The sequence below is a fragment of the Massilia brevitalea genome (genome assembly GCF_030711405.1).
GTDB lineage: Bacteria > Pseudomonadota > Gammaproteobacteria > Burkholderiales > Burkholderiaceae_D > Telluria > Telluria brevitalea.
This window is the reverse complement of the sequence record NZ_JAULSI010000001.1, coordinates 98,346-123,684: the sequence shown is the minus strand read 5'-3', so window position 1 is coordinate 123,684 and position 25,339 is coordinate 98,346. Positions and strand designations below refer to the sequence as shown.

General features: G+C 65.2%; 19 protein-coding genes and 1 tRNA gene. 11 read left to right on the top strand and 9 right to left on the bottom strand.

Going from position 1 to position 25,339, the window contains the following annotated elements; genetic code table 11:
• Window positions 1–5: 5 nt before the first annotated feature.
• Both QWL29_RS00460 and QWL29_RS00455 read right to left on the bottom strand, forming a co-directional pair.
• Window positions 6–731, bottom strand: coding sequence for a YebC/PmpR family DNA-binding transcriptional regulator (locus QWL29_RS00460; RefSeq protein WP_305820919.1), 726 nt, complete (start codon window positions 729–731; stop codon window positions 6–8).
• Window positions 732–842: 111 nt separating this feature from the next.
• Window positions 843–1,631 carry a DUF2182 domain-containing protein gene (locus tag QWL29_RS00455; RefSeq protein WP_305820918.1) on the bottom strand — a complete coding sequence of 263 codons (789 nt, stop codon included), beginning with the start codon at window positions 1,629–1,631 and terminating at the stop codon, window positions 843–845.
• Between the two features lie 209 nt (window positions 1,632–1,840).
• Between QWL29_RS00455 and QWL29_RS00450 the strand changes: the two genes are divergently transcribed.
• The 4 genes from QWL29_RS00450 to QWL29_RS00435 are packed head-to-tail and all read left to right on the top strand — an operon-like array spanning window position 1,841 to window position 4,295.
• Complete coding sequence (locus QWL29_RS00450) at window positions 1,841–2,761, top strand: DMT family transporter (RefSeq protein WP_305820917.1); 921 nt, start codon at window positions 1,841–1,843, stop codon at window positions 2,759–2,761.
• Window positions 2,762–2,771: 10 nt separating this feature from the next.
• On the top strand, window positions 2,772–3,152 hold the full coding sequence (locus tag QWL29_RS00445) for a methylglyoxal synthase (protein ID WP_305820916.1): 381 nt from the start codon (window positions 2,772–2,774) through the stop codon (window positions 3,150–3,152).
• A gap of 28 nt (window positions 3,153–3,180) precedes the next feature.
• Window positions 3,181–4,155: a quinone oxidoreductase family protein gene (locus QWL29_RS00440; protein ID WP_305821007.1), complete on the top strand. Its 975-nt coding sequence runs from the start codon at window positions 3,181–3,183 to the stop codon at window positions 4,153–4,155.
• Entirely contained in the window at window positions 4,152–4,295 is a 144-nt protein-coding gene (locus QWL29_RS00435) for a hypothetical protein (RefSeq protein ID WP_305820915.1), read from the top strand. The genes QWL29_RS00440 and QWL29_RS00435 overlap by 4 nt, the downstream gene beginning before the upstream one ends.
• Before the next feature lie 376 nt (window positions 4,296–4,671).
• Here QWL29_RS00435 and QWL29_RS00430 read toward each other — a convergent pair whose 3' ends face one another.
• Entirely contained in the window at window positions 4,672–5,307 is a 636-nt protein-coding gene (locus QWL29_RS00430) for a DUF4136 domain-containing protein (protein WP_305820914.1), read from the bottom strand.
• A gap of 198 nt (window positions 5,308–5,505) precedes the next feature.
• Here QWL29_RS00430 and pepN point away from each other — a divergent pair, with 198 nt between their 5' ends.
• The 3 genes from pepN to QWL29_RS00415 all read left to right on the top strand — a co-directional run bounded on the left by pepN (window position 5,506) and on the right by QWL29_RS00415 (window position 9,355).
• Complete coding sequence (pepN, locus tag QWL29_RS00425) at window positions 5,506–8,151, top strand: aminopeptidase N (protein ID WP_305820913.1); 2,646 nt, start codon at window positions 5,506–5,508, stop codon at window positions 8,149–8,151.
• Between the two features lie 25 nt (window positions 8,152–8,176).
• Complete coding sequence (locus tag QWL29_RS00420) at window positions 8,177–9,181, top strand: class 1 fructose-bisphosphatase (protein WP_305820912.1); 1,005 nt, start codon at window positions 8,177–8,179, stop codon at window positions 9,179–9,181.
• 98 nt (window positions 9,182–9,279) lie between these two features.
• Window positions 9,280–9,355, top strand: a tRNA-Thr gene (locus tag QWL29_RS00415).
• Window positions 9,356–9,500: 145 nt separating this feature from the next.
• Here QWL29_RS00415 and QWL29_RS00410 read toward each other — a convergent pair.
• The gene (locus QWL29_RS00410) at window positions 9,501–11,480 is read right to left on the bottom strand and encodes a BCCT family transporter (protein WP_305820911.1); all 1,980 of its coding nucleotides are present in this window, start codon (window positions 11,478–11,480) and stop codon (window positions 9,501–9,503) included.
• A 617-nt stretch (window positions 11,481–12,097) separates the two neighbouring features.
• Here QWL29_RS00410 and QWL29_RS00405 point away from each other — a divergent pair.
• The 3 genes from QWL29_RS00405 to QWL29_RS00395 all read left to right on the top strand — a co-directional run bounded on the left by QWL29_RS00405 (window position 12,098) and on the right by QWL29_RS00395 (window position 15,658).
• Window positions 12,098–13,300: a hypothetical protein gene (locus QWL29_RS00405; protein ID WP_305820910.1), complete on the top strand. Its 1,203-nt coding sequence runs from the start codon at window positions 12,098–12,100 to the stop codon at window positions 13,298–13,300.
• 463 nt (window positions 13,301–13,763) lie between these two features.
• A complete protein-coding gene (locus QWL29_RS00400) occupies window positions 13,764–14,597 on the top strand; it encodes an ElaB/YgaM/YqjD family protein (RefSeq protein WP_305820909.1) in 834 nt (277 codons plus the stop codon).
• A gap of 125 nt (window positions 14,598–14,722) precedes the next feature.
• Window positions 14,723–15,658 carry a hypothetical protein gene (locus QWL29_RS00395; RefSeq protein ID WP_305820908.1) on the top strand — a complete coding sequence of 312 codons (936 nt, stop codon included), beginning with the start codon at window positions 14,723–14,725 and terminating at the stop codon, window positions 15,656–15,658.
• 206 nt (window positions 15,659–15,864) lie between these two features.
• Here the strand turns inward: QWL29_RS00395 and QWL29_RS00390 are convergent, their stop codons facing one another.
• Together QWL29_RS00390 and QWL29_RS00385 are read right to left on the bottom strand one after the other, a co-directional pair.
• Window positions 15,865–18,993, bottom strand: a complete 3,129-nt coding sequence (locus tag QWL29_RS00390; RefSeq protein ID WP_305820907.1) for an efflux RND transporter permease subunit — start codon at window positions 18,991–18,993, stop codon at window positions 15,865–15,867.
• A 10-nt stretch (window positions 18,994–19,003) separates the two neighbouring features.
• Window positions 19,004–20,221, bottom strand: coding sequence for an efflux RND transporter periplasmic adaptor subunit (locus QWL29_RS00385; protein ID WP_305820906.1), 1,218 nt, complete (start codon window positions 20,219–20,221; stop codon window positions 19,004–19,006).
• A 135-nt stretch (window positions 20,222–20,356) separates the two neighbouring features.
• On the opposite strand from QWL29_RS00385, the gene QWL29_RS00380 reads away from it, so the two are divergent.
• A complete protein-coding gene (locus tag QWL29_RS00380; protein WP_305820905.1) occupies window positions 20,357–20,713 on the top strand; it encodes a flagellar biosynthesis protein FlhF in 357 nt (118 codons plus the stop codon).
• Window positions 20,714–21,446: 733 nt separating this feature from the next.
• Here the strand turns inward: QWL29_RS00380 and QWL29_RS00375 are convergent.
• From QWL29_RS00375 to QWL29_RS00365, 3 genes are all read right to left on the bottom strand, one after another.
• Window positions 21,447–22,187 carry a 2OG-Fe dioxygenase family protein gene (locus QWL29_RS00375; protein WP_305820904.1) on the bottom strand — a complete coding sequence of 247 codons (741 nt, stop codon included), beginning with the start codon at window positions 22,185–22,187 and terminating at the stop codon, window positions 21,447–21,449.
• A gap of 108 nt (window positions 22,188–22,295) precedes the next feature.
• Window positions 22,296–22,787 carry a DUF6702 family protein gene (locus QWL29_RS00370; protein ID WP_308634658.1) on the bottom strand — a complete coding sequence of 164 codons (492 nt, stop codon included), beginning with the start codon at window positions 22,785–22,787 and terminating at the stop codon, window positions 22,296–22,298.
• Window positions 22,784–25,177, bottom strand: coding sequence for a M1 family metallopeptidase (locus QWL29_RS00365; RefSeq protein ID WP_305820903.1), 2,394 nt, complete (start codon window positions 25,175–25,177; stop codon window positions 22,784–22,786). Before QWL29_RS00365 ends, QWL29_RS00370 begins: the two co-directional genes overlap by 4 nt.
• Window positions 25,178–25,339: the final 162 nt, after the last annotated feature.

Below are 25,339 nucleotides of genomic sequence, written 5' to 3'. Positions count from 1 at the left end.
CTTGTTTACTCTTCAATGATGGCGTTGGTGTAGATCTCCTGGACGTCGTCCAGGTTTTCCAGCGCGTCGAGCAGCTTCTGCATCTTGATCGCGTCGTCGCCGGTGAACACGGTTTCGGTGGCCGGCTTCATGATGACTTCGGCCACTTCGGCCTTGAAGCCCGCCGCTTCCAGCGCCGTCTTCACGTTCGAGAACGCGAACGGGTCGCACAGCACTTCGAAGCCGCCTTCCTCGTCCTGCACCACGTCGTCGGCGCCGGCTTCCAGCGCCGCTTCCATCAGCTTGTCTTCTTCCACGCCCGGCGCGAACAGGAACTGGCCGGTGTGCTTGAACATGAAGGCCACCGAACCCTCGGTGCCCATGTTGCCGCCGAACTTGCTGAAGGCGTGGCGCACTTCGGCCACGGTCCGCACGCGGTTGTCGGTCATGCAGTCGACGATGATCGCCGCGCCGCCGATGCCGTAGCCTTCGTAGCGGATCTCTTCGTAGTCCACGCCTTCCAGGCTGCCCGAGCCACGCTGGATGGCGCGCGTGACGTTGTCCTTCGGCATATTGGCGTCGGCGGCCTTGTCGACCGCCAGGCGCAGGCGCGGGTTGGCGTCGAGGTCGCCGCCGCCCATGCGCGCGGCGACCGTGATTTCCTTGATGAGGCGGGTCCAGATCTTGCCGCGCTTGGCGTCGGTGGCGGCTTTCTTATGCTTGATGTTGGCCCATTTGCTGTGTCCAGCCATGTCGAGTATTCCTTAGACGGTACGGGGCTTGCGACCGTTTGACCAAAAGCCCCTGATGCAAGAGTGGCCGACATTCTAGCATGCACCCCGCCCCGGAATCTGCCTCCCGCGTTATGGAAACAACAAGAGTGTGCCCCACGCAACGAGCCCCAGTCCGCCGATGCAGGCCACCACCGTCCCGCCCGGCAACAGCTTCTCGGCCAGCAGCAGCCCGGCCAGGCCGAGCAGGGCGGCGAAGTTGGTCACGCCGGCCGCGAACAGCAGCAGCATCAGCAGCCAGCACGAGCCGCAACAGTAGAGCCCGTGGCCGAGGCCCATGCGCAGGGCGCCCAGCAGGCCCGAGCGCCAGCCGGTGAGCACGAAACCGAGCGGGTTGCGGCACACCTGCAGGCAGGCATGCTTGGCCGGCGTCCACTGGTAGAGTCCGGCCGCCACCAGGATCAGGCCGCAGGCGCTGGCGTTCATCACGGCCATGCCGGTGTCGAGAGCGCCGGCGTCGTGCAGCGCCCACTGGGCCAGGGTAGCCAGGGCGCCGAAGCCGCTCCACACGGCCAGGTAGCCGCTCACGAACAGCAGCGTCGCCAGGTTCGGGTGGCGTACCGACTGCGCCAGGCGGTTGATGCGGGCAAACAGCAGGATGGCCGGGGTGGCGGCCGGCAGCACCATGGCCGACAGCATGGCGCCCCACATCGCCAGCACCAGCACCAGCTCGTAGGCGCGGTAGGGCGGCGTCGCCAGGGGCAGGGCGCTGTGCGGCAGGTTGGCGTGCTCGACGGTGGAGATATGCAGGGCCTGGAATACCAGGCAGGCCCAGCACAGCGCCACGATGCCGGCCAGCCAGGCAATGACCAGCGGGCGCTCGCGCCCGGGCTGGGTGTCGACGCGGATCAGGGCGGTCATTGGCGCGCTCCCTGAGGCAGGTATTCCCTCGGGCGGACGGGCGGCACGGTCGTTCTCCGGTCCGCTTTTCTGGCCGCCTTCCGGTCTATGGTCCAGTTCGGCATTGTCGCTTCTCATGAGTGGTGAATGTAGAGCTTCGACCCATCGCATGGGCTTGCGTTCCGGGCTTCTGCCGAGCTCGATTTTGTGCTTGGCCGTACAATCGACGGATGACCCAGTCCGCGCCAGGCACATCTGCCGCTTCCATACCACGCTCGACCCTTGTCGGCGGCCTCACCATCGCCATTGCTGGCGCTGTCCTGTTTTCCACGAAGGCCGTGGTCGCCAAATTGCTGTATCGCTACCACATCGATGCAGTAACATTGATCGCCTTCAGAATGCTGTTCTCGCTTCCGGTGTTCGCTGGCGTGGCGATCTGGCAGATGCGTACCCAGGCGCCGCTGAGCTGGGCTGACCGCTGGCGCATCGTCGGCCTCGGCCTCATCGGTTACTACCTGTCGAGCTACCTCGATTTCCTGGGGTTGCAATACATCTCGGTCGGGCTCGAGCGCCTGATCCTGTTTCTCACGCCGACCTTCGTGCTGGCGATGACCGCCATCTTCCTGAAGCGCCGCATCACCGCCGTGGAGTGGGGCGCGCTGGCCCTGTCCTACTGCGGCATCGTGCTGGTGTTCGTGCACGACCTGGCGGGCGGCGCCGGCAGCACGGTGATCGGCTCGCTGTTCGTGCTCGGTTCGGCCGTCACCTATGCCATCTACCTGCTCGGCTCGGGCGAGATGGTGCGCCGCGTCGGCTCGCTGCGCCTGGTGGCGTATGCGATGTGCGTCTCCAGCGTGGCCGGCATTGCGCAGTTCTTCCTGCTGCGTCCGGCGTCGCTGCTGGTGCAGCCGCCCGAGGTGTATGGACTCTCGCTCGTGAACGGGGTTTTCTGTACTATCTTCCCGGTGTTCATGACCATGATCGCGGTGGGGCGCATCGGCGCCGCCACCGCCTCTCAGGCCGGCATGATCGGGCCGGTGTCGACGCTGTTCCTCGGCGCTTTGCTACTGGGAGAGCCGGTCACGGCGGTGCAACTGGCGGGCACCGGCCTGGTCCTGGTAGGTATCTACATGTTGTCCCTGAAAAAATAGAAAGAGACGAATGAAGCCTCGCATTGCCTTGATCGCGCACGACAAGAAAAAAGACGACATGATCGCGCTCGCCGCCGAGTACCGGGATTTCCTGGCCGGCTGCACGCTCACCGCCACCGGCACCACCGGCGGGCGCCTGATCAACGAGCTCGGCCTGACGGTCGAGTGCAAGCATTCCGGGCCTTTTGGTGGCGATTTGCAGATCGGCGCGCAACTGGTCACAGGGGAGATCGACTGCGTGATATTTTTGCGCGACCCGATGACACCCCAGCCGCACGAACCCGACATCAACGCCCTGGTGCGCGCCTGCGACGTGCACAACGTCGCCTGCGCAACGAACCTCGCGACGGCGCACCTGGTCCTATCCAATCTCGTACACAAAAACGGATGAACGCTAACAACAAGGAGGCAAGATCATGATGGCCAAGGCAATCCGACTCACGCGCACCGGCGGTCCGGAGGTGCTGGAATACGTCGACGTCGAGGTGGGCGAGCCAGGCCCGGGAGAAGCGCGCGTGCGCCACCATGCGATCGGGCTGAACTACATCGACGTGTATTTCCGCACCGGCCTGTACCCGATGCCCTTGCCCAGCGGACTGGGGCAGGAAGGCGCCGGCGTGGTCGAGGCGGTAGGCGAGGGTGTGACCCACGTGCAGCCAGGCGACCGCGTGGCCTATGCCGGGCGGCCGAACGGCGCCTACAGCGCATTGCGCACCATGCCGGCCGATATCCTGGTGAAACTGCCGGACGCCATCAATTACGAGACCGCCGCCGCCATGATGCTGCAAGGCCTGACGGTGCAATACCTGTTCAACAGCACCTACAAGTTGCAGGCGGGCCAGACCATCCTGTTCCACGCGGCGGCCGGCGGCGTTGGGCTGATCGCCTGCCAGTGGGCGAAGGCACTGGGCGTGAACCTCATCGGCACGGTCGGGTCGGAGGACAAAGGGGAGCTGGCGCTGGCGCACGGCGCGGCCCACGTCATCAACTACAACGAGGAAGACATCGTGGCGCGGGTGCTGGAGATCACTGGCGGCAAGAAGGTGCCGGTGGTCTATGACTCGGTGGGCAAGGACACCTTCATCCGTTCGCTCGACTGCCTGCAGCCACGCGGGCTGATGGTCAGCTTCGGCAATTCATCGGGGCCGGTAGCGGCGTTCACCATGAACGAACTGGCTTCGCGCGGCTCGCTATACCTGACGCGACCATCGCTGGGGTCGTATGCGGCCACGCGTCCTGAGCTGGAAGCGATGGCGGCCGACCTGTTCGAGATGGTGAGCAGTGGCAAGGTGAAGATCGACATCCACCAGCGCTTCGCGCTGGCCGATGCGGCCCAGGCCCACATCGCGCTCGAAGCCCGCCGCACGACCGGCTCGACGATCTTGCTGCCATGAGGGAGTTCAGCGACGACCGCGAGCCGAATGAGCCGGATGCCGGCGGCACGCCGAAGTTCGGGCGTTTATTGATCGTGCTGGTGCTGGCGGTGCTGCTGGTGATCGCCATCACCTTCGGCTCGGAGGCGTATTTCTCGTAACGTTCGGTCAGGCCTTCGTTGACATCGCTGGCCCCGGCTCGATGGTGCGGTGATGGAGGCCGTCGGCCTCAACCGTACGGTGGGCACTCCGTGCCCACGCGGTTACGTGTTCATGCTCGGGCCACGTGCCGGGAATTGTCGCTCGCGCGATATCACCGTGCCACGAACGATTCTCGGCTCGCGGACCCGGTGCGAGCGAATCGTCACCGCACGTAGGCGACAGCAAACGCACGTAACCGCGTGGGCACGGAGTGCCCACCGTACGAGCACAGCCGGCAGCGAGCGCAAGCAGCGGCAATAAAAAAGCCGGGGATCAGCCCGGCTTTTCACTTCTTTCAGGCCAGCTTTCACCGGCCCCGCATCTCACTTATACATCTCACCCATCCTTGCGCTGCAACTCCACCCGCCGCACCCCCCCATTCGGCCCAGGGAAGCCCGCAAACGCGCTCTGCACCAGCGCCGGCATCACCACCGGCGTCGACAGCTCGCGGCTCATGTTGTGCACGGTCACATCGAACAGCCGCTTGTCGCCCGCATCCTTGATCGACACCTGCAGCTCGCGCCGGTACTGGTGCTGGATCGACACTTCATACGCCGGGAACGGATTCCAGAACGGATCGTAGAACGGGTGGTACCAGCCCGCCCAGCGCCCGCGCGGCCCGAAACGCGGGCCCATGCGGTAATACGGGTAGCCATACATCGGCATCGCCGGCTCGATCACGCGCACCGGCACGTCGGTGGTCGTGAAGCGCATGTCCACTTTCAGGGCCGCCGGGCCGGCTGGCGCTTCACGGAAACCCAGTTGCGCCAGTTGCCCGCGCACCAGGTTCTGGTAGCTCTGGTATTCCAGGGTGTTGTCGATGGCGGGTGGTGCTTCGAAGACATAGCTCTTGTCCTCGACCTGTGCCGGCCACTGGTGGAAGGTGGTGACATCGCTGCGGATGGTGGTCGCGCATCCGCCCAACAGCAGGGCCATGGCGGCCGCGGCTGTCATCATGATCAAGCGTTTCATTCGTTTCTCTCCAGGTTATGGACGGTCTTTGCCTATCCTTAGCTTGCGCCTATGGCTCCATTTTCACAGATAAATTTACACACAGTTACCGCCTGCACATCCATACACATGCCGATACACGGAATTCAAGCGCGTACCCCTAAACCTTGTTGGTAGAATAAGCCCTTCTTCTTCGACCGTATTTTTCGGAACCATCCCATGCGCACCGATACGCCCCAGACGATCTACCGGAAAGACTACACCCCGCCCAGCTACCTCGTGGACACCGTCGAACTCGGCTTCGACCTCGACCCCGCCCGCACCATCGTCGCCAACCGCATGACGATGCGCCGCAACCCGGACAGCGCCCAGCGCGAAATCGAGCTCTACGGCGAGAACATGGAGCTGGTGGCGCTGCGCATGAACGGCAAGGAGCTTGGCGAGAAGGATTACCGCATCGAAGGCAGCCTGCTGACGATTCCCGATACGCCCGAAGAAGTCACGCTCGAGATCGAAACGATCTGCGCGCCGGAACAGAACACCACGCTCAACGGCCTGTACACCTCGAACGGCAGCTTCTACACCCAGTGCGAGGCCGAAGGCTTCCGCGCCATCACGTACTTCCCGGACCGTCCGGATGTGATGGCCAAGTTCACGGTCATGCTGCGCGCCGACAAGGACAAGTACCCGGTGCTGCTGTCGAACGGTAACCTGGTCGAAGAGGGTGACCTGGACGACGGCCGCCACTACGCCAAGTGGGAAGACCCGTTCAAGAAGCCCTCTTACCTGTTCGCCCTGGTCGCCGCGCGCCTGGTTTGTCAGGAAGAAACCTTCAGACTGGCCGATGGCCGCGACGCCCTGCTGCAGGTCTGGGTCGAAGACGGCAACCTCGACAAGACCGACTACGCGATGCAGTCGCTGAAGAACAGCATCCGCTGGGACGAAGAGCGCTGGGGCCTGGAACTCGACCTCGACCGCTTCATGATCGTTGCCGTGAGCGACTTCAACATGGGCGCGATGGAAAACAAGGGCCTGAACATCTTCAACACCAAGTTCGTGCTGGCCAATCCGCGCGTTGCCACCGACATCGACTTCCAGGGCATCGAAGCCGTGGTCGGCCACGAATACTTCCACAACTGGACCGGCAACCGCGTGACTTGCCGCGATTGGTTCCAGCTGTCGCTGAAAGAAGGGCTGACGGTGTTCCGCGACCAGGAATTCTCGGCCGACATGGTCGGTACCGACAGCGGCCGCGCCGTCGGCCGCATCGACCAGGTGCGCACCTTGCGCCAGGCCCAGTTCCCGGAAGATGCGGGCCCGATGGCCCACCCGGTGCGTCCCGACTCCTTTGTCGAGATCAACAATTTCTACACCGTGACGGTGTACGAAAAGGGCGCCGAAGTCGTGCGCATGTACCAGACCCTGCTGGGCCGCGAAGGCTTCCGCAAGGGCATGGACTTGTACTTCGAACGCCACGACGAGCAAGCCGTGACCTGCGACGATTTCCGCTGCGCCATGGCTGACGCGAATGGCCGCGACCTCAGCCTCTTCGAGCGCTGGTACAGCCAGGCCGGCACGCCGGTGGTGTGCGCCGAAACCCGCTACGACGAGCTTGCCAAGACCTACACGCTGACCCTGTTCCAGTCCTGCCCGGCCACGCCCGGCCAGACCAGCAAATTTCCCTTCCACATTCCTGTGGCCGTGGGCCTGCTCGGTGCGGACGGCAAGGACATGCCGCTCACCATCGACGGCCAGGACGCCGGCACGACAGCGGTGCTGGAACTGACCGAATCGGAACAAAGCTTCGTCTTCGAGAACGTGCAGGAACAGCCGACTCCGTCGATCCTGCGCGACTTTTCCGCGCCGATTATCCTCGACTACAACTACGGTGACGCCGACCTGCTGCACCTGTTCAGCCACGACAGCGACCCGGTGAACCGCTGGGAAGCCGGCCAGCGCCTGGCCATGGGCCGCCTGCTGAAGCTGACCGGCGAAGCCGGCGTCGGCGCGCCGCTGCTGCTGGACGACACCTTCCTGCTGGCCATGGGCAAGATGCTGAGCGACGAGTCCCTCGACCCGGCTTTCCGCGAGCAAGCTTTGCTGCTGCCGTCGGAAACCATGGTGGCCGAGCAGATCGCCGTGGTCGACCCGCTGGCCATCCACCTGGCGCGCCAGTTCGTGCGCGCCAACATCGGTGCGCGCCTGAAGCAAGAGCTCCTGGCCCAGTACCACGCGAACGCCACCCCGGGCGAGTACAGCCCGGACGCGCTGTCGATCGGCAAGCGCGCGCTGAAGAACCTGTGCCTGGCCTACCTGACGGCAGCCCAGGACGAGGAGGGCATCCAGCTCGCCCAGGACCAGTTCGAGAACGCCGGCAACATGACCGACCGCGTCGCCGCCCTGAGCGCGCTGATCCATGCGCGCGTGCCGACTGTCGATGCCGCCCTGCAGCGTTTCTACGACGAGTTCGAGGACGAAGCCCTGGTCATCGACAAATGGTTTGGCATGCAGGCATCGAGCGCCACGAGCGACGTGGCCGCCGTGCGCCAGCTGATGCGCCACCCGGCCTTCAACCTGCGCAACCCGAACCGCGCACGCAGCCTGATCTCGAGCTTCTGCGCCAACAATCCGGTGCAGTTCCACGCGCCGGACGGCAGCGGCTACGCCTTCTGGGCCGAGCAGGTGATCACCCTCGACGGCCTGAACCCGCAAGTGGCGAGCCGCCTGGCGCGCGCCATGGACCGCTGGCGCCGCTATACGCCTGCGTTGCAGGAGCAAATGAAAAAGGCGTTGCAGCAGGTCGCCGGCCAGCAGCGCCTGTCGAACGACGTACGCGAAGTCGTGGGCAAGGCGCTCGCAAACTAAAGATTCAACAAACCGAAGGAAGTTCATGAAACGCGTCAGTCTCACGCAACACCTCGTGGAGGAGCAACGCCTCCACAACACCATTCCGGCCGAGCTGCGCCTCCTGATCGAGGTCGTGGCCCGCGCCTGCAAGCGCATCAGCTATGAAGTCAGCAAGGGCGCCCTGGGCGACATCCTCGGCAGCGCCGACACCGAGAACATCCAGGGCGAAGTGCAGAAGAAGCTGGACGTGATTTCCAACGAGATCCTGCTGGAAGCGAACGAGTGGGGCGGCCACCTGGCGGCCATGGCATCGGAAGAAATGGAAAGCATCCACCCGATCCCGAACCGTTATCCGAAGGGCGAGTACATGCTGCTCTTCGATCCGCTCGACGGCTCCTCGAACATCGACGTCAACGTGTCGATCGGCACCATCTTCTCGGTACTGAAAGCCCCGGAAGGCATGGACGAACCGACCGAGGGGGCCTTCCTGCAGCCGGGCACGGCGCAGGTGGCGGCCGGTTACGCGGTCTACGGCCCGCAAACCATGCTGGTGCTGACCACCGGCGACGGCGTGCACTGCTTCACCCTGGACCGCGAGATGGGTTCCTGGGTCCTCACCCAGAGCAACATGCAGATCCCGGCGTCGACCAAAGAGTTTGCGATCAACATGTCGAACAAGCGCCACTGGCATCCGCCGGTGCAGCGCTATGTCGACGAAATGCTGGCCGGTAAAACCGGTGCGCGCGGCAAGGACTTCAACATGCGCTGGATCGCCTCGATGGTGGCCGACGTGCACCGCATCCTGAACCGCGGCGGCGTCTTCATGTACCCGGCCGACATGCGCGACCCTGCGCAACCGGGCAAGCTACGCCTGATGTACGAAGCCAATCCGATGGCGATGATCGTCGAGCAGGCCGGCGGCGCGGCCACCGACGGCGTGAACCGCATCATGGAGATCGCGCCGGCCAAGCTGCACCAGCGCGTGCCGGTGTTCCTCGGTTCGAAGGAAGAAGTCGAGCTGGTGACCCGCTACCACACCGAGCAATAATTTTTTGGCAAATCCCGCGCGAAATTGCCGAGCCGGACTAGCACGTTTGCCACGTTGTTGCTAGAATACGGCTCTTCGCCGGGATAGCCTGGCGTAGAGCCGCTGTAGCTCAGTCGGTAGAGCAGCGCATTCGTAATGCGAAGGTCACCAGTTCGATTCCGGTCAGCGGCACCAGGAATTCAGCAGGAAAATAAAAGGGTTGTACGTGCAAGCGTGCAGCCCTTTTTCTTTTTTCGGCTGTTTCGCCATCCCGCACATCCCGCGCGCCGGACCGGCGCAGCTTCCTCGCCACGCCGGCCCGGCAGTTTCCATACGCCGCTCAGGCCAGCCGGCGCACGTGCCGGAACCCCGCATAGCGGTTCACCAGGTCATTGATCAGCTGATCGCGCGTGTAGCCGGTCACGTCGTGCTGCTGGTCGCCCTCGGAGCTGTAGGCCATGGCACGGTAATGGCGGCGCTCCTGGCCCGCCTCGCGCGCCTCGGCCCAGGCAAAGCTGGGCGAGCGGAAGCTGCGCGCACGGACCGTGTAGCGGAACACGCCGCGGTCGCCATGCGGCACGTCGAGGTCGAGCCGGTCCTCGCCCACGACCAGTTCCGGCGCCAGGCCGCTGTCGCGCATTTGCGCGGCCACGGCTTCGAATGCCTGGCGCACGGTGTCGCCGAGGAAGGATTCGATCTCCGGCCTGTCGTAGAAGCCGGTGATGCTGGCCAGCCGCTGCTGCCAGCTCAGGCCCGTCGCCGGCGGCGTGTCGGCGGCGATCGACAAGTCCATGGACGTGCCCCTGGCCTCGGTCTGCAGGGCGCGCAACAGGCCGTAGCAGATCAAGAGCATCACGATGGCGAAGGGCAGCGCACTGGCGAGCGCGGCGGTCTGCAGCGCCTGCAGGCCGCCGGCCAGCAGCAGCACGGCTGCCACCACGCCGGCGCAGACCGCCCAGAAGATGCGCTGCCAGACCGGCGGATTCGGCGCCGCGCCGGAGGTGATCATGTCGATGACGAGCGCGCCGGAATCGGCTGAGGTCACGAAGAAGGTCACGATCAGCAGGGTAGCAAGGCCCGATGCGATGGTCGAGAACGGCAGCTGTTCCAGCACCTCGAACAGTGCCACCGGGATGTTGTCGGCCACCGTCTGGACGATGGGCGCGGCGCCGCCCAGATCCAGCGCGATGGCGGTATTGCCGAACACGGTCATCCACAGGAAGGTGAACAGCACCGGCACCAGCAGCACGCCGCCGATGAACTCGCGGATGGTGCGCCCGCGCGAGATGCGCGCGATGAACATGCCGACGAACGGCGACCACGAAATCCACCAGCCCCAGTAGAACAGCGTCCAGTCGCCCAGCCAGGCGTTCGGCTCGTAGGCGTACATGCGGAAGGTGCGCTGCACCACCGCGCCCAGGTAGGCGCCGACGTTCTGGACAAAGGCCTGCAGCAGGAACACGGTCGAGCCCGCGAACAGGACGAAGACGAGCAGGGCGATCGCCAGGATGATGTTGAGTTCGGAAAGACGCTTGACGCCCTTGTCGAGGCCGGTGCCGGCCGACAACGTCGCCATGCCGGTGATGACGGCGATCAGGACGATCTGCACCGTCGGGTTCACCGGCAGGCCGAACAGATGGGAAAAGCCGGCATTCACTTGCAGCACGCCGAAGCCGAGCGAGGTGGCGACGCCGAACATCGTGCCGAGCACGGCGAAGATGTCGATGGCGTGGCCGGCCGGGCCGTGGATATGCTTGCCGATCAAGGGGAACAGTCCCGAGCGCAAGGTGAGCGGCAGGCCGCGCCGGAACGCGAAATAGGCCAGCGCCAGCCCGACGACCAGGTAGATCGCCCAGGCGTGCAGGCCCCAGTGGAAGAAGGTCAGCACCATCGCCTGGCGCGCCGCCTCGACCGTGCTGCCTTCGCCCACGGGCGGCTTGGCATAGTGCTGGATCGGCTCGGCCACGCCGAAGAACAGCAGGCCGATGCCCATGCCGGCGCTGAACAGCATCGCGAACCAGGACAGGTAACTGTATTCGGGTTCGCTGTCGTCGGGGCCGAGCTTGACGTCGCCGTAGCGGCTCAGCATGAGGAAAATGACGAAGATCAGGAAGATGGCCACGCTCAGGATGTAGAACCAGCCGAAGTCGTGGACGATCTTCGCCTGCAGCGCGTCGAACGCACGGCCGGCCTCGGCCGGGAACAGGGCGCCGAACAGGACAAACGCAAGGATCAGGCCGGCCGAGATGAAGAAGACCGGCGGATTGACCTGCATCCGGGGGCGGGCGGCGGCAGTGGGTTTCGGGGCGGCGTCAGTCATCGATTCGGTTTTCCTTCAGGATGGGCGGGCCGGATGCGCAGGCAATGCGCCACGGTTCGACGGCCGGCCATGGTATGCGCTTCTGCCGACGAGCTTACATCCGGGCGCCAGGATGAAGGGCACGATTGGATCGCGGGTGGCGAGCGGGCGTCGCCTTGCCGGTCGCGCTGTTTCGGCAGAAAGCAGTTGATACAAAATTATAACAAAAGCATCTATATTTGTATAAATGTTTCTATCCTGCTAGAATCTTGCCTGCTCCAGCACAGTTGACACTTCCAACTGACGAACATCGGCCTGGCCCGGAGCGCCAGACAAATACCGATGCCACGCTCCCCGGCGCCGCCGCGCACCGGGACCATGTCCGGCCTCGATGCCGGGTCGATCATCCGGCCCGGGCGGTGCGGCGATCCCCGCCGCCCGCCACCGCCGGAAAACATTGTCCACGATGACGCAGCCCACGCGGCTGCCCGGGCGCACCGGCCGGCACGGCTGCGCGCCTGCCGCCAGGCCGCCGCCGCGCCTTTTGTCTTGCCGCAGGCTCCAGGCAGTCCCAGCACTGCGCATCGGCATGGACGACCGAAGCCGTCGCGCCGTTCGACGCCGCTAGAAAGGAAGCAATGAAGAAAACCACACACCTGGGCGCCGCTACCCTGGCCATGACCATCCTGCTTTGCGCTCCCGCCCATGCCGAAAGCGACACCGCCTCGCCGCTCAAGATCGGCGGCGCAGTCCGCTTCAACTACGTCTACAAGAGCTGGCAGGACGATTACAAGAGCGGCTTCTTCGGCCTGGACACGGCGCGTGTGAACGTCGACTACGACGATGGTAGCCTGATCGGCTCGGCCGAATACCGCTACAACAACTACCCAAAAGGACAGGGCGGCTACTGGCAGCATTTCCTGCACCATGGCTGGGTGGGCATGCGCTTCGCCGACAAGAGCACGCTGCACGTGGGCCTGGACAAGCAAGTCTTTGGCCTCTACCCGTTTGCCTCCAACAATTTCTACTCGTCGATCGCGTTCTACGCCGGCTTCGAGGACAAGTACGACCTGGGCCTGACCTACGCCAGCCGGCCCGGCCCCTTCGAATGGCAGCTCGGCTTTTACCCGCGCGACGGCGGCTCCTACGGCGGCGGCAGCAACACAGCCGGCGCGTCGAATCGCTATTCCTACAACATCGTGGCCGACGACGACGAGCAGGGCTTCGGCACCGGCCAGCACGACAGCGAGCGCAACACCCTGGTCGGGCGCATGGCCTGGCATGTCGGACCGGACGCCCGCCACGAAGTCGGCATCTCGGGCCTGAGCGGCGAGATCCGCAACGGCGCCGGCGACACGACCCGGCGCCATGCGGCAGCCGTCCACTACGCCGGGCCGGTGGGCCCGTTCAAGCTGATGCTCGAGGCCTTGCGCTACCGCTACCGGACCGCCCACGACGCCAGCCAGACCTACGGCGGGCTCGACCCCAACAGCTTCGTGATGCTGGGCGCCTTCGGCTACCCGTATCCGCTGGCCACGAAAGGAAATATCTACATCGCCAACCTCAGCTACGACATCCCCGGCAAGCTGGGTCCGTTCGGCAACTTCAAGGTCTACAACGACTACGGCATCCTGCACAAGCAGGTCGGCGGCTACCAGGATTCGGTGCAGAACGTCACCGGCCTGAGCTTCTCGTCGGGGAAATGGGTGTTCTACATGGACTTCATGCGCGGCAAGCACCATCCCTACCTGTCGCCGGATGCGGGTGGGCTAGGCGCAACGCCCGCCGAGTACGGCCGTTCCACGCGCCGGGTCAATTTGCAGGCCGGTTACTACTTCTGACGACGAGTGGTGTACGGGCCATTGCGCCGGACTGCAGGTCCGGTGATCTTTGCGCTGAGCAATTGATTTTTCCTGTACACCGCGCTTTTGCCCCCCATCTTCACGCAAAGTTTGCCGATCTAACAGCTCTGTTAGACACCGCACTGTTCCGCCTTCCCAGCTGTTATAACTTTTGTATCGCGACGCGGTTTTCCCGACGACCGCAATCGTGCAGTACGCCAGACCGGCGTACGCTGTGAGACGGGATGCGAAAGTGACGTGCTATGACGGGATTTTTTGACGGAACTTTTGAGGCCGACAAATGTCATCGATGCGAATCCTTGACGGTCGGCACAATCCGAATGATCCATTGATGTAGCGCAGTCCATTTTCGCGCCTCCGTTTTGTTTCGAGCGCAATCGGGGAGAATGTGGATCGGTATCGGTCTACTCCGCGGTGATCTACTTTTTACGAGGACAAAGTCATGGATAATCAGAAATCGAGCGAGGGTAAAGGCGTTGAAGCCGGCCGCCAAGGCGCAGGCAGCAACATTGGCAAAGACCAGCAATCGGGCCTGAACAAGGACCTGCAATCGGGCGCCAGCAGCCAAAAAGGCGCTAGCGGCTCGTCGGGCAGCACCGGTTCGTCGTCGGGCAGCATGAGCGGCGGTTCGTCGTCGAGCGCCAGCCCATCGACGAGCTCGGTCAGCTCGAGCGGCAACACCGGCGCAACGGGCGGCAGCGCTGCCGGTTCGTCGGGCAGCATGGGTTCGTCGTCGTCGTCGTCGTCGACCGGCGGCACCTCGGGTTCGTCGGGCGCCATGGGCTCCTCGTCGAGCGGCAGCTCGCCATCGAGCTCGGCTTCGGGTTCGACCTCGGGCATGGGTTCGAGCTCGGCCTCGGGCTCGGGTTCGTCGGCTTCGACCGGCGCAATGGGCGGTTCGTCGGCAAGCACCGGCAGCGACGCATCGAAGGATTCGTCGAAAGATTCGTCGTCGAAAGACGCGAGCGTGCTGTCGTCGGTCAAGCCTGAAGAAATGCACAAGTCGATCGACAAGGCCGCCGAGGCAGCCCAGCCGATGGTCGAGCGCGTTGTCAGCAGCGCCCACGCCGGCGTCGACAAGCTGAGCGGCCTGCTGAGCAGCGCCCAGGAAACCTTCGGCTCGCGCAAGGAACAAGTCAACGACACCTACCAGCAACTGGCCGATTCGGGCCGCGAGTATGTCCGCAACAAGCCGGGCACCGCCATCGCCATCGCTGTCGGCGTGGGCTATGTCCTCGCCAAGCTGCTGGGCGGCAGCAACCGTCGCGATTACTGATCGCAACTGAGCTGATCGCGCCTGAAGCAGCGTCGAGCTGCTTCGGGTTGCCTCATCCCTGAAGCCCCGGCCCGCAGCACGCTGGCCGGGATTCAGCCTTTACAAACATTCAGAACGGAGAACATATGCAAGCTCATTCGGTGAGCGGGACCACGCACGCCCCTGCGGGCGGCATCCCGGCTCAAAACCTCCCTGACGGCGCCGTCGAAGCGCACCGCTCCGGCGTGTCGTGGGGCGCGATTTTCGCGGGCGCCGTGGCTGCTGCTGCGCTCTCCCTCGTGCTCTACCTGCTTGGCTCGGGCCTCGGCTTTGCCGCGGCTTCGCCCTGGGCCGACAATTCCGGCGTCGCACTCGGCATCTCGGCCATCCTGTGGATTTCCTTTACCCAGCTGGCGGCCTCGGCTGTTGGCGGCTACCTGGCCGGACGCCTGCGCGTGAAATGGGCCAGCGTCCGCACCGACGAAGTCTACTTCCGCGATACCGCGCACGGCATGCTGGCCTGGGCCGTGGCCACGCTGCTGACCGCCGCCTTCTTCGGTGGCCTGATGGGCAAGATGGCCGGCACCGCCGTCGACGCCGGCGCCGGTGTCGCCAAGGCAGCGATTGCCAGCGGCGCGGCGGCGACTGCAGCGGTGACGAACAATGACGGCGGCAATGGCAACAGCGCCGGCGCCAATCCGCTCGACTATTTCTCGGACATGATGCTGCGCAGCGAAAAGCCGGGCACCGTCGACGACGCCGACCTGCGCCGCGAAACCGTGCGCATCCTGGCCAACAGCGTGCCGAACGGCAACCTGGCGACCGAGGACCGCGCCTATCTCGCCACCCGCATCGCCGAGCGTACCGGCATGGACCGCGTGACCGCCGAACGGCGCGTCGACGACGTCTATGCCCGCAGCGCGGCAGCGGCGGCCAAAGCCAGGGCCACGGCCAAGGAAGCGGCCGACAAGGCCCGCAAGACCGCGGCCGGCACGGCGCTGTGGCTGACCCTGGCCCTGTTCATCGGCGCCTTCGTTGCCAGCTGGTGCGCCACGATCGGCGGCCGCCTGCGCGACAACTGAGCGCTCCATCGATCAATCAGAAAGGAGAACACCATGCGTTCGATACTACTCTGGCTGCTGGGCATACCGATTCCGATCATCATCCTGCTCGCGATCATTTTCTAACAGCACATTGCATTAAATAGCAGCACCCTGAAACGACAACGCCGGCACATGCCGGCGTTGTCGTTTTCACCTTGTACTTCGTCACTCCTGCTGTATTGCGCTCACTTCATCGCCGACGGTTCCCCGGCCTTGGCCGGCGCCGCGTGCGGATGCCTGCGCGCCCGGTTCACGCCGCGCCACATCAGGTTCTTGAGATCGTCCACATAGGTGAACACGGCCGGCACCACCAGCAGGCTCAATAAGGTCGAGGTGATCAGCCCGCCGATCACGGCAATCGCCATCGGCGAGCGGAAGCTCGGGTCGCCCGACAGGCCCATGGCCAGCGGCAGCATGCCGGCGCCCATCGCAATCGTGGTCATGATGATCGGGCGCGAACGCTTGTGGCAGGCGTCGACCAGGGCTTCGAAGCGCGCCATGCCGGCCTTACGCGCCAGGATCGCATAGTCCACCAGCAGGATCGAGTTCTTGGTCACGATCCCCATCAGCATGATCAGGCCGATCATGGTCGGCATCGACAGCGCGCTGTTGGTGATCAGGAGCGCGACAAAGGCGCCGCCGATCGACAGCGGCAGCGCCGCCAAAATCGTCAGCGGCTGCATGAAGTCGGCAAACAGCAGCACCAGCACGCCGTAGATGCAGAGCACGCCGATGGTCATGGCGATGCCGAAGCTGGCGAACAGTGCCTGCATTTCCTGGGCGTCGCCGAGTTCCGCAATCGTCACCGACGCCGGCAGCGTGTTAAAGGCGGGCAGGGCGCGCGCCTCGGCATTCACTTCACCCAGCGAACGGCCCGACAGCTCCACGTCGAGCGTCACATTCCGGCTGCGGTTCAGGCGGTCGATCTGGGCCGGGCCGCTTTCCATGGTGATGCTCGCCACGCTGGCCAGCAGCACCGGGCCATTTTTGCCGGGCACCGTCAGGCGGCCGATGGCGTCGAGGTCGGCGCGCACCGCGTCCGGCAATTTCACACGGATCGGCACCTGGCGCTCGGACAAATTCATCTTCGCCAGCGACTGCTCGTAGTCGCCGGCGGTGGCCACGCGCACCGTTTCGCCAATCGCCGCCGCGGTCACGCCGAGGTCGGCGGCGCGCGCAAAGTCGGGCCGCACGATGATCTCCGGGCGCACCAGCGAGGCGCTGGAGCTGACGTTGCCGATCCCGCGCAGCGTGCGCAAGTCGCGTTCGGCGCGCTGGGCGGCGGCGGCCAGTGCGACCGGGTCTTCGCTGCGCAACACCAGCTGCATCTTGCTGCCAGTGTCGGCCTGACCGACGTTGAAGCGCGCGCCGGGAATGGCGGACAATTCCGTCCGCATGCGGCGCTCCAGCTCGTCGAGCTTGACGTCGCGGTCGCTGCGGTGGACGGTGGTCACGGTGAGTACCGCGCGCCGCGCCTCGGCCGCTGCGCCGGGCGCAAAGGCGTCGCCGCTGGAGCCGCCGCCAATCGAGGAGAACACGCCGGTCACGCCGGCCACGCGCATGGTCGCCAGGCGCGCCTGCTCGGCCACCGCGTGGGTTTGCGCCAGCGTCGAACCCGGCGGCAGTTCGACGTTGATCAGGGTCTGGCCGCGGTCGGCGGCCGGCACGAAGCCGGTCGGCAGCAGCGGCACCAGCGCAATCGAGGCAACGAAGAACACGGCGGTGGCGAGCGCGGTCAGCCCGCGGTGGCGCAGGCACCACTGCATGGCGCCCATGTAGCGCCGCATGACCGCGCCGTCTTTCTGCTCGTGCTGCTTGGCCGGCTTCAGGATGTAGGCCGCCATCATCGGTGTGAGCAGGCGCGCCACCACCAGCGAAGCGAGAATCGCCAGTACCGCGGTCCAGCCGAACTGCTTGAAGAAGCGCCCCGGAATGCCGCTCATGAAGGCGGTCGGCAGGAACACCGCCACCAGCGAGAAGGTGGTGGCGATCACCGCCATGCCGATTTCGTCGGCCGCTTCCAGCGCCGCCTGCATCGGCGATTTCCCCATCTGCAGGTGCCGTGCGATGTTCTCGATCTCGACGATGGCGTCGTCCACCAGCACGCCGACCACCAGGGCCAGCGACAGCAGGGTGACCATGTTCAGCGTGTAGCCGAACAAATACTGGCCGAGGAAGGCGGGAATCACCGACAGCGGCAGGGCGGCGGCGGCGACCAGGGTCGCGCGCCAGTCGCGCAGGAACCACCACACCACCAGTACGGCCAGCACCGCGCCTTCGTACAGCATCTCCATCGAGGCGTCGAAGTTTTCCTGCACCGGTTCGGCGTTGTCGACCACTTCCTTCAGGATCACGTTGGGGTGCGCTTTCTGCAGATCAAGCACAGCCTGGCGTGCGCCTTCGGCGACTTCGGTTTCGCTGGCGCCGCGCGTGCGGAACACTTCGAAACCGATCACGCGGCGCCCGTCCTGCTCGGCCAGCGCGCGCGGTTCGCTGACGGTGTCGATCACCTTCGCTACTTCATCGAGGCGCACGCGGCGGCCGTCGGGCAGGGGAATGTCCATGCGCGCCAGTTCCTGGGCGCTGCCGACGGTGGCCAGCGTGCGCACCGACTGCTCGGCGCCGCTGACGTCGCCGCGCCCGCCCGGCGCTTCCCTCTGCACGTTGCGCAGCTGGCGCGAGATGTCCAGGGCCGAGACGCGCAGCGCCGCCATGCGCGCGTCGTCGAGTTCGACGCGGATCTCGCGGTCGACGCCGCCCACGCGCTTGACCGCGCCCATGCCGGGCACACCGAGCAGGCGTTTCGACACGGCGTTGTCGACGAACCAGCTCAGCTCCTGGTCGTCGAGGCTGCCCTTGCTGCCGCCAGCACCGGGCTTGGCGGTGGCGGTAAACGTGAGGATCGCACGGCCGGCGGTGGCGGTCTTGGTCACGCTCGGCTCGCGCATCTCGGCCGGCATGTCGGCGCGTACCTGGGAGACGGCGTCGCGCACGTCGTTCACGGCGTCCGACAGGTTTTTATCGAGGATGAATTCGACGGTGACCGTGGCCACGCCGTCGAGCACGCGCGTGTAGATGTTCTTCACGCCTTGCAGCGTGGCGACCGAGTCCTCGATCTTGCGCGCGACCTCGGTTTCCAGCTGGGCCGGCGCGGCGCCGTCGAGCGTGGCGGTGACGGTGACGATCGGCAGTTCGATATCGGGGAAGAACTGGATCTTGTTCGACTTGAAGGCGAGCAGGCCGGCCAGCGTGAGCAGGGCGAACAGCAGGATCGCCGGGATCGGGTTGCGGATCGAGAGGGCGGAAAAATTCATCGACGGCCCCTCAGCGCGCAGTGGCGGACGATGTGCCAGCCTGCGCATTCGCCGGCATGTTCGCCGGCGCCGCGCCCGGCGTTGGCGCCGCCGGTGCCGGCTGGCCCGCGGGCGCCTGCGCCCCCCGCTGGACATTCCGCACCAGGTCGCCATCGTTCAGGAAACCGGCGCCGCTGACCACGATCTGCGCATCCGGCGCCAGCCCGCCCAGCACCTCGATGCGTTCGCCCAGGCGGCGCCCGGTCGTGATCTTTTGCTGGCTCACGCGGCTGTCTGCGTTCAGGCGGAACACATAGTTAAAACCGTCGCGCACGGCGATCGCCTGCTGCGGCACGGTCAGCGCGTTCGAGGCGCCCATCTCGAATTCGCCGCCGGCGAACATGCCGGCCTTCAGCGGCGCGGTGCTGCTCATGGCCGGCGGCAGGTCGACGTAGACCAGGGCGGTGCGCGTTTGCGCGTCGACGGTCGGCGCGATCATGCGCACCTTGCCGGTCACTTCGCTGCCGTTGGCCGCCTTGACAACCGCGCGCGTGCCGGGCTTGATGCGGTCGATGTCGGCCGCCGTCACCTCGGCGCGCCATTCCAGGCGGCCCTGGCGGATCAGGCGGAACAGCTCCGTGCCGGCGCCGACGACGGCGCCCACGGTGGCGTTGCGCGCCGAGATCACGCCGCTGTCGGGCGCCACCACGGTGGTGTACTTCAGGCGCAGCTGCTGCTGGGTGAGGGTGGCGCGGGCGGCGGCCACGCGCGCGGTAGCGGTGTTCGCGGCGGTGAGATACTGCGCCACCTGCTGCTCGCTCATCGCGCCCGAACTGCGCAGGGCTTCGCCGCGGCGTGCGTTGGCGGCGGCTTCCTCGGCATTCGCCTGCGCTTCCTGCAGCGCCGCGCGCGCCTGGGCGACGTCGGCGTTCACGGTGTCGGCCGAGAACACGGCCAGTACTTCGCCCTTCTTCACCACGTCGCCCACGTTCACGCGTACCTCGGTCAGGCGCAGGCCGTTCGACTCGCTGCCGATCACCGCTTCCTGCCAGGCGGCCACGTTGCCGTTGGCGCCCAGGCGCAGCGGCAGCTCGGCGGTCGAGGGGCGCGCGGTGCTGACGGTCAGTGCGGGCGTGGCCGGGGCGTCCTTCCCCTTGTTGGCGGCGTCGCGGCCGCAGCCCGCCAGGGCCAGGACGATCAGCGCGGCCGGGCCGGCACGCAGGGGGAGGCGGGTGGTCGTAAATCGCATGTGCTTGGTTTCCGTTTCTGCTGGGCCGCTGCCGGCAATATCGAAGCAGTTTATCGCAAAGGCAAGGTATTTCCGCTCGTGTTCGAGGCCAGCCTCTAATCCCGTTACAATGGTTTTTTTGCGATGGAGGTGGAGATGATGAAACGATTGAAACGATTCCTGTCGTTCGCGGCCCTGTCCTGTACGCTGCCGCTGCACGCCGTGGCGCAGAACCCTGCTCCACCTGCCGATCCGCCCTGTCGCGCCGAGCCGCAAGCCGACGCACCTGCCTCGGCCGCCCTGCCGCCGCGTGCCGGCACCCAGCCCATGCCAGAACGCGGCAGCGTGGCGCCGGTGAACAAGCTGCCCTCGCATGTGGAGTCGGCTTCCTCGCGCAGGATGGCGGCGGTAAATGCGCGCCAGGAGACCGCAAATGTGAAAAAAAATTCCGAGCCGCCTTGCCGGCCGATGGCGACGCAGATTGCGCCAGCCGAGGATGGGAAGAAGAGCTGAGACAGGAATTGCACCAGAACAGTGCAATTCATATCGCATGCGCACCCTGATGATGCACTGCGACATAAACCCTTGTCAACGTGGTGCCGGAGCAGCAGCTGGGTGTCTGTTACCGAGAGGAGCTACGGTATTGATACCGTAGTTTTACCGTATTGCGGTGCACAATAAACCGCGTTATATTGGAACTGTCTCCTCCAGTTTTCTCCGAATACTGGATTACCGCCCGGTACCGCAAGGTACTCGGGCGTTTTTTTTGCGTGTAGCGTTGGCGTGAACGAAGCGGGTAGCGTCGACCGTGCCGTGTGGCGTTGACGTAACCGAAGCTGGAAGCACCAACCGTAGAGGATGTGAAAAAATTGTCAGGGCAAGGCGCCGAGTCGAAGACAGTACGAGCGTACGGCGAGACGAGGCAACGCAGCCATGGCGATTTTTTCACATCCTCGTAGGGTGGGCACTCGTGCCCACGCGGTACGCACGGGTCCGCAGTCGGCAGCGGTGAGGTATCGCTCGCGCGGTGTACGATGGATGGAAAGCCTGCATGGCGATAGGGCCGAGCTCCGCGTTTGCGGGCGGCGAGTCACAGCACGTAGTGCAAGCATGGGCACGTAACCGCGTGGGCACGGAGTGCCCACCGTACGATCAGCGTCAGCAACGTTGCCAACGTCGGCGTCCCCAATATTGTCGAGGTCAGCATTCATCGACGTCAACGTCGCGGATACCGCCGGCGCTTGCCTTATTCGACGCCCTCGCCTTGGAAACTCCCCGCGCGCCAGGTCAGCACCAGCGTATCGCGGTGCCCGTGCTCGGCCAGCGGCTGGATCGGCGTCGACTCATGGATCACGGCCGCGTCGTCCAGCAGCAGCATGGTCCAGGGTTCGGTCATGGTAAAGCGCTGCCCGCGCGGCCCGTTCGCCTCGAACACGCGCGTCTCGCCGCCCTTGATGCCGGCGCGGTCGATCAGGATCACGGCCACGTAATCCACGCCATCGCGGTGCGCGCCTTCCGGCGTCGGGCGGCCGATGCCGTCGGCGGTGTCGATGCGGAACTGGTGGGCTTCCACGTACCAGGGCTGCGCGCCTTTCACCTCGGAGCACACCGCGCCGAGCGCGCGCAGCAGGCGCCCCCAGGCCGGTTCGGCGATGGTCGCGTCTTGGATCGGTTCGAACAAACGGTGCATGCCGCCGTGCAGGGCGTTGTACTCGACCGGCTGCCAGTGCGCGCGGTGCGCGGTCTGTTCGAGCGCAGCGCCGCTGTCGACGAAGCAGGAGTGGCGGCGGCGCCGGTAGCGGCCGCCGTCCTTCAGGTAGTTGTCGAGTTCGAGGTGGTCCCAGCTCGGCGCCAGCGCCTGCAGTTCAGGCAGCGAGCAGCCGGCCAGGCGCGCCACGTCGGCCGGGCGCACGAGCGCGTAGCCGTCGCCGCGCAAAGCCTCGGCGAGGCGGGAAGGATCGGTGTAGGGTGGTTCGGAGGTCATCATGCCCGGTAGCGTAGCACCTTTCATGGTGGGCAGTGAAGGGTGGCCGGTCCTCCTGCTCTCCGTCAAACCACCCGTTGTTGCCAGGCCTTGTTGCCAGGCAGGAGCGACTTAGCGGGTAGCCTGGTCGGGATTGGCGCGGTCGAAGGTCAGGCTGCGCACGGCATTGCCGTCGTTGAGGTTCACGGTGTTTACCTGGTCGGGCAGGAAGTCGACCAGCACGGCGTTGTGGATGGCGCCGGCCTTCCACAATGGCGTCTTTTCGATCTCCTGGTACACCGTGACGCGCTCGGCGTCGGCCGACACGCCGACCCAGCGCACGCGCAGGCGCGTCTTGTCCTGGCCGAGCACCCAGAAGCGCGAGTCGATGTACTTGCGCAGCACCTCCTGGTCGTCGGGTTCGGTCAGGTCGAACTGGCGCCCGTACATGTTGGCCAGCAGCGCGTCGATGTCGTGCGCCATGTAGGTATGCACGATCTCGGTGCTGCCGGTGCGGGCGTTGAACGACACGTCGGCGATGCCCGCGTGGAAGCGGTGCGCCGACGCCGCCGCGCTGGCGCACAGCAGCACGGCGCACAGCAGCATCTTCAAACTTTTCATCATTGCGCAGCCTTTGGCGTTTCAGGCACGCCATTCGCCGGCGCCGCCTTGGTTTTCAGCGGCGTATTGTAGTCCCTCATCAGGTCCGGCCCGCTGCGGTTGGTCTTGAACAGCTCCAGGCGCGACGGGGTCAGCTTGCGCGGCCAGGCGTTGTTGTCGACGTTGATGTCGGCCGTTTCCCAGAACGGGTCTTGCGTCAGGCCGACCATCGGCTCGTCGGTGACGATCAGTTTCGTGATCTTCTTCGGCGAGTAGCGCCAGACTTCGGCCGGGATGCGCTCGATGGTTTTTTTACCGCTCGCGAGCTGGATCTCCAGCACCAGCGGCGTCACCAGTCCGCCGACATTGGAAAAATCGACCAGGTACAGGTGCTTGCCCGAGGTCAGAAGGGCTTTCTCCCAGTCTTCCAGCTTGTCCTGCTGCTCGCTGAATTTGTTGCGGTCGGCATTCGTGACGGTGAAGTCGTCGTGCTCGTTGTAGAAATCCTTCAGCTCGGGGTGGGCATCCACGCGGCGCGGCATGCCCTTGTTGCGCTGCTCGGTGAGCGAGGCCGGCTCGGCATCGCGCAGCTTGCGGCGCCAGGCCTTTTCGATGTCCGGGTCCTGGGTGCTGACCGTATATTCGCTGATGCCGTCCACGCTCACGTCCACCGCGTCGGTCGTGTAGAACCAGCCGCGCCAGAACCAGTCGAGGTCCGTGCCGGAAGCGTCTTCCATGGTGCGGAACAGATCGGCCGGGGTCGGGCGCTTGAACTTCCAGCGGCGGCCGTATTCTTTAAAGGCGAAGTCGAACAGTTCGCGGCCCAGCACCGTTTCGCGCAGGATGTTCAGGGCGGTGGCCGGCTTGGCGTAGGCGTTCGGGCCGCGCTGCAGCACCGACTCCGAGTTGGTCATGATCGGCGTCTGGTTGCGGCTCTTCATGTAGTCGACGATGTCGCGCGGATCGCCGCGGCGCGCCGGATAGTTTTCTTCCCAGGCGTTTTCGGCCAGGTACTGCAGGAAGGAGTTCAGGCCCTCGTCCATCCAGGTCCACTGGCGCTCGTCGGAGTTCACGATCATCGGATAGTAGTTGTGGCCGACCTCGTGGATGATCACGCTGATCAGGCCATACTTGGTCGCCTTCGAATACGTGACTTCGCCGGTCTTCTTGTCCTTGGTCGGGCGCGGGCCGTTGAACGAGATCATCGGGTATTCCATGCCGCCGATCGGGCCGTTCACCGAAATCGCCACCGGGTAGGGGTAGTCGAACGAGTACTTGTTGTACTGCTCGATGGTGTGGATGATGGCCTGGGTCGAGTACTGCTCCCACAGCGGATTGCCTTCCTTCGGATAGTAGGACATGGCCAGCACGTCCTTGTCGCCACTCTTCATGCCCTGGGCATCCCAGATGAACTTGCGGCTCGAGGCAAAGGCGAAGTCGCGCACGTTCCGGGCCTTGAAGCGCCAGGTTTTCAGGGTGGTGGCTTTCGACTTCTCGGCCGCTTCGGCTTCGGCCTGGGTCACGATCACGACCGGCTTCTTCGCGGTGCGTGCCTGTTTCAGGCGCGCGCGCTGGGCGGCGGTCAGCACTTCGCCGGCGTTCTGCAGTTCGCCGGTGGAGGCTACGATATGGTCGGCCGGGACCGTGATCTCGACGTCGTAGTCGCCGAACTCCAGCGTGAATTCGCCGTCGCCCAGGTACTGCTTGTTCTGCCAGCCGGCCACGTCGTAGTAGGCGGCCATGCGCGGGAACCACTGCGCCACCTCGAACAAATCGTTCTTGTCTTGTTTGTCGAAACGCTCGAAGCCCATGCGGCGGCCGATCACGCTGGCCTCGGGAATGTTGAAGCTCCACTCCATGGCGAACGACACCTTCGCGCCCGGGGCCAAAGGCTGGGGCAGGTCGATGCGCATCATGGTCTTGTTGACGGCGTAGTGCAGGGGGCGGCCATCGCCCGACTTGACGCTGCCGATCTTGAAGCCGCCGTCGAATGCGCGGCTCTCGTAGGCGAAGCGGATGGCGTCGAACTTCACGCCGTCGGCGCCGCCCTTTTGCCAGGCGTCGCGCGAGGGCAGGGTCGAGATGTTGCGGTTGTCCGAGTCGCCGCGGAACATGTTCTGGTCGAGCTGGACCCACAGGTAATGCAGCGTGTCCGGGGAATTGTTGTAGTAGGTGACGGTGCCGGCGCCGGTGATGGCGCGCTTGGTTTCGTCGAGCGTGGCGCGCAGCTTGTAGTCGGCGCGCTGCTGCCAGTAGGCGTGGCCCGGGGCGCCGGAGGCGGTGCGGGTGGTGGTGGGCGTCGGCAGCAGTTCGTCGAGCTGGCGGAATTTGTCGTCGAACGGGTCGGCGGCGTGGGCGGCGGTGGAGAGAGAGAGGGTCAGCGCGATGGTGCGCGCGAGGTGTTTCATGTTCATGAATTAGGTATTCTGAATGGTACAAAACCGGTAGCCACGCACGATGCGCAGCTACCGGTTCAAACCGTACGGTGGGCACTCCGTGCCCACGCGATTACGTGCGTGTGATTTTTGTGTTGGCGGGGATAACTCGCTCGAAACATCAAGCTTGGCCGCGGGCCG

Coding starts and splice junctions, on each gene's coding strand:
- QWL29_RS00375 (WP_305820904.1), bottom strand. CDS start 22,187: ATGATGACCTCCGAACCACCCTACACCGATCCTTCCCGCCTCGCCGAG.
- QWL29_RS00440 (WP_305821007.1), top strand. CDS start 3,181: ATGGCCAAGGCAATCCGACTCACGCGCACCGGCGGTCCGGAGGTGCTG.
- QWL29_RS00410 (WP_305820911.1), bottom strand. CDS start 11,480: ATGACTGACGCCGCCCCGAAACCCACTGCCGCCGCCCGCCCCCGGATG.
- QWL29_RS00420 (WP_305820912.1), top strand. CDS start 8,177: ATGAAACGCGTCAGTCTCACGCAACACCTCGTGGAGGAGCAACGCCTC.
- QWL29_RS00390 (WP_305820907.1), bottom strand. CDS start 18,993: ATGAATTTTTCCGCCCTCTCGATCCGCAACCCGATCCCGGCGATCCTG.
- QWL29_RS00405 (WP_305820910.1), top strand. CDS start 12,098: ATGAAGAAAACCACACACCTGGGCGCCGCTACCCTGGCCATGACCATC.
- QWL29_RS00455 (WP_305820918.1), bottom strand. CDS start 1,631: ATGACCGCCCTGATCCGCGTCGACACCCAGCCCGGGCGCGAGCGCCCG.
- QWL29_RS00450 (WP_305820917.1), top strand. CDS start 1,841: ATGACCCAGTCCGCGCCAGGCACATCTGCCGCTTCCATACCACGCTCG.
- QWL29_RS00370 (WP_308634658.1), bottom strand. CDS start 22,787: ATGATGAAAAGTTTGAAGATGCTGCTGTGCGCCGTGCTGCTGTGCGCC.
- QWL29_RS00445 (WP_305820916.1), top strand. CDS start 2,772: ATGAAGCCTCGCATTGCCTTGATCGCGCACGACAAGAAAAAAGACGAC.
- QWL29_RS00430 (WP_305820914.1), bottom strand. CDS start 5,307: ATGAAACGCTTGATCATGATGACAGCCGCGGCCGCCATGGCCCTGCTG.
- QWL29_RS00395 (WP_305820908.1), top strand. CDS start 14,723: ATGCAAGCTCATTCGGTGAGCGGGACCACGCACGCCCCTGCGGGCGGC.
- QWL29_RS00365 (WP_305820903.1), bottom strand. CDS start 25,177: ATGAACATGAAACACCTCGCGCGCACCATCGCGCTGACCCTCTCTCTC.
- QWL29_RS00460 (WP_305820919.1), bottom strand. CDS start 731: ATGGCTGGACACAGCAAATGGGCCAACATCAAGCATAAGAAAGCCGCC.
- pepN (WP_305820913.1), top strand. CDS start 5,506: ATGCGCACCGATACGCCCCAGACGATCTACCGGAAAGACTACACCCCG.
- QWL29_RS00380 (WP_305820905.1), top strand. CDS start 20,357: ATGATGAAACGATTGAAACGATTCCTGTCGTTCGCGGCCCTGTCCTGT.
- QWL29_RS00435 (WP_305820915.1), top strand. CDS start 4,152: ATGAGGGAGTTCAGCGACGACCGCGAGCCGAATGAGCCGGATGCCGGC.
- QWL29_RS00400 (WP_305820909.1), top strand. CDS start 13,764: ATGGATAATCAGAAATCGAGCGAGGGTAAAGGCGTTGAAGCCGGCCGC.
- QWL29_RS00385 (WP_305820906.1), bottom strand. CDS start 20,221: ATGCGATTTACGACCACCCGCCTCCCCCTGCGTGCCGGCCCGGCCGCG.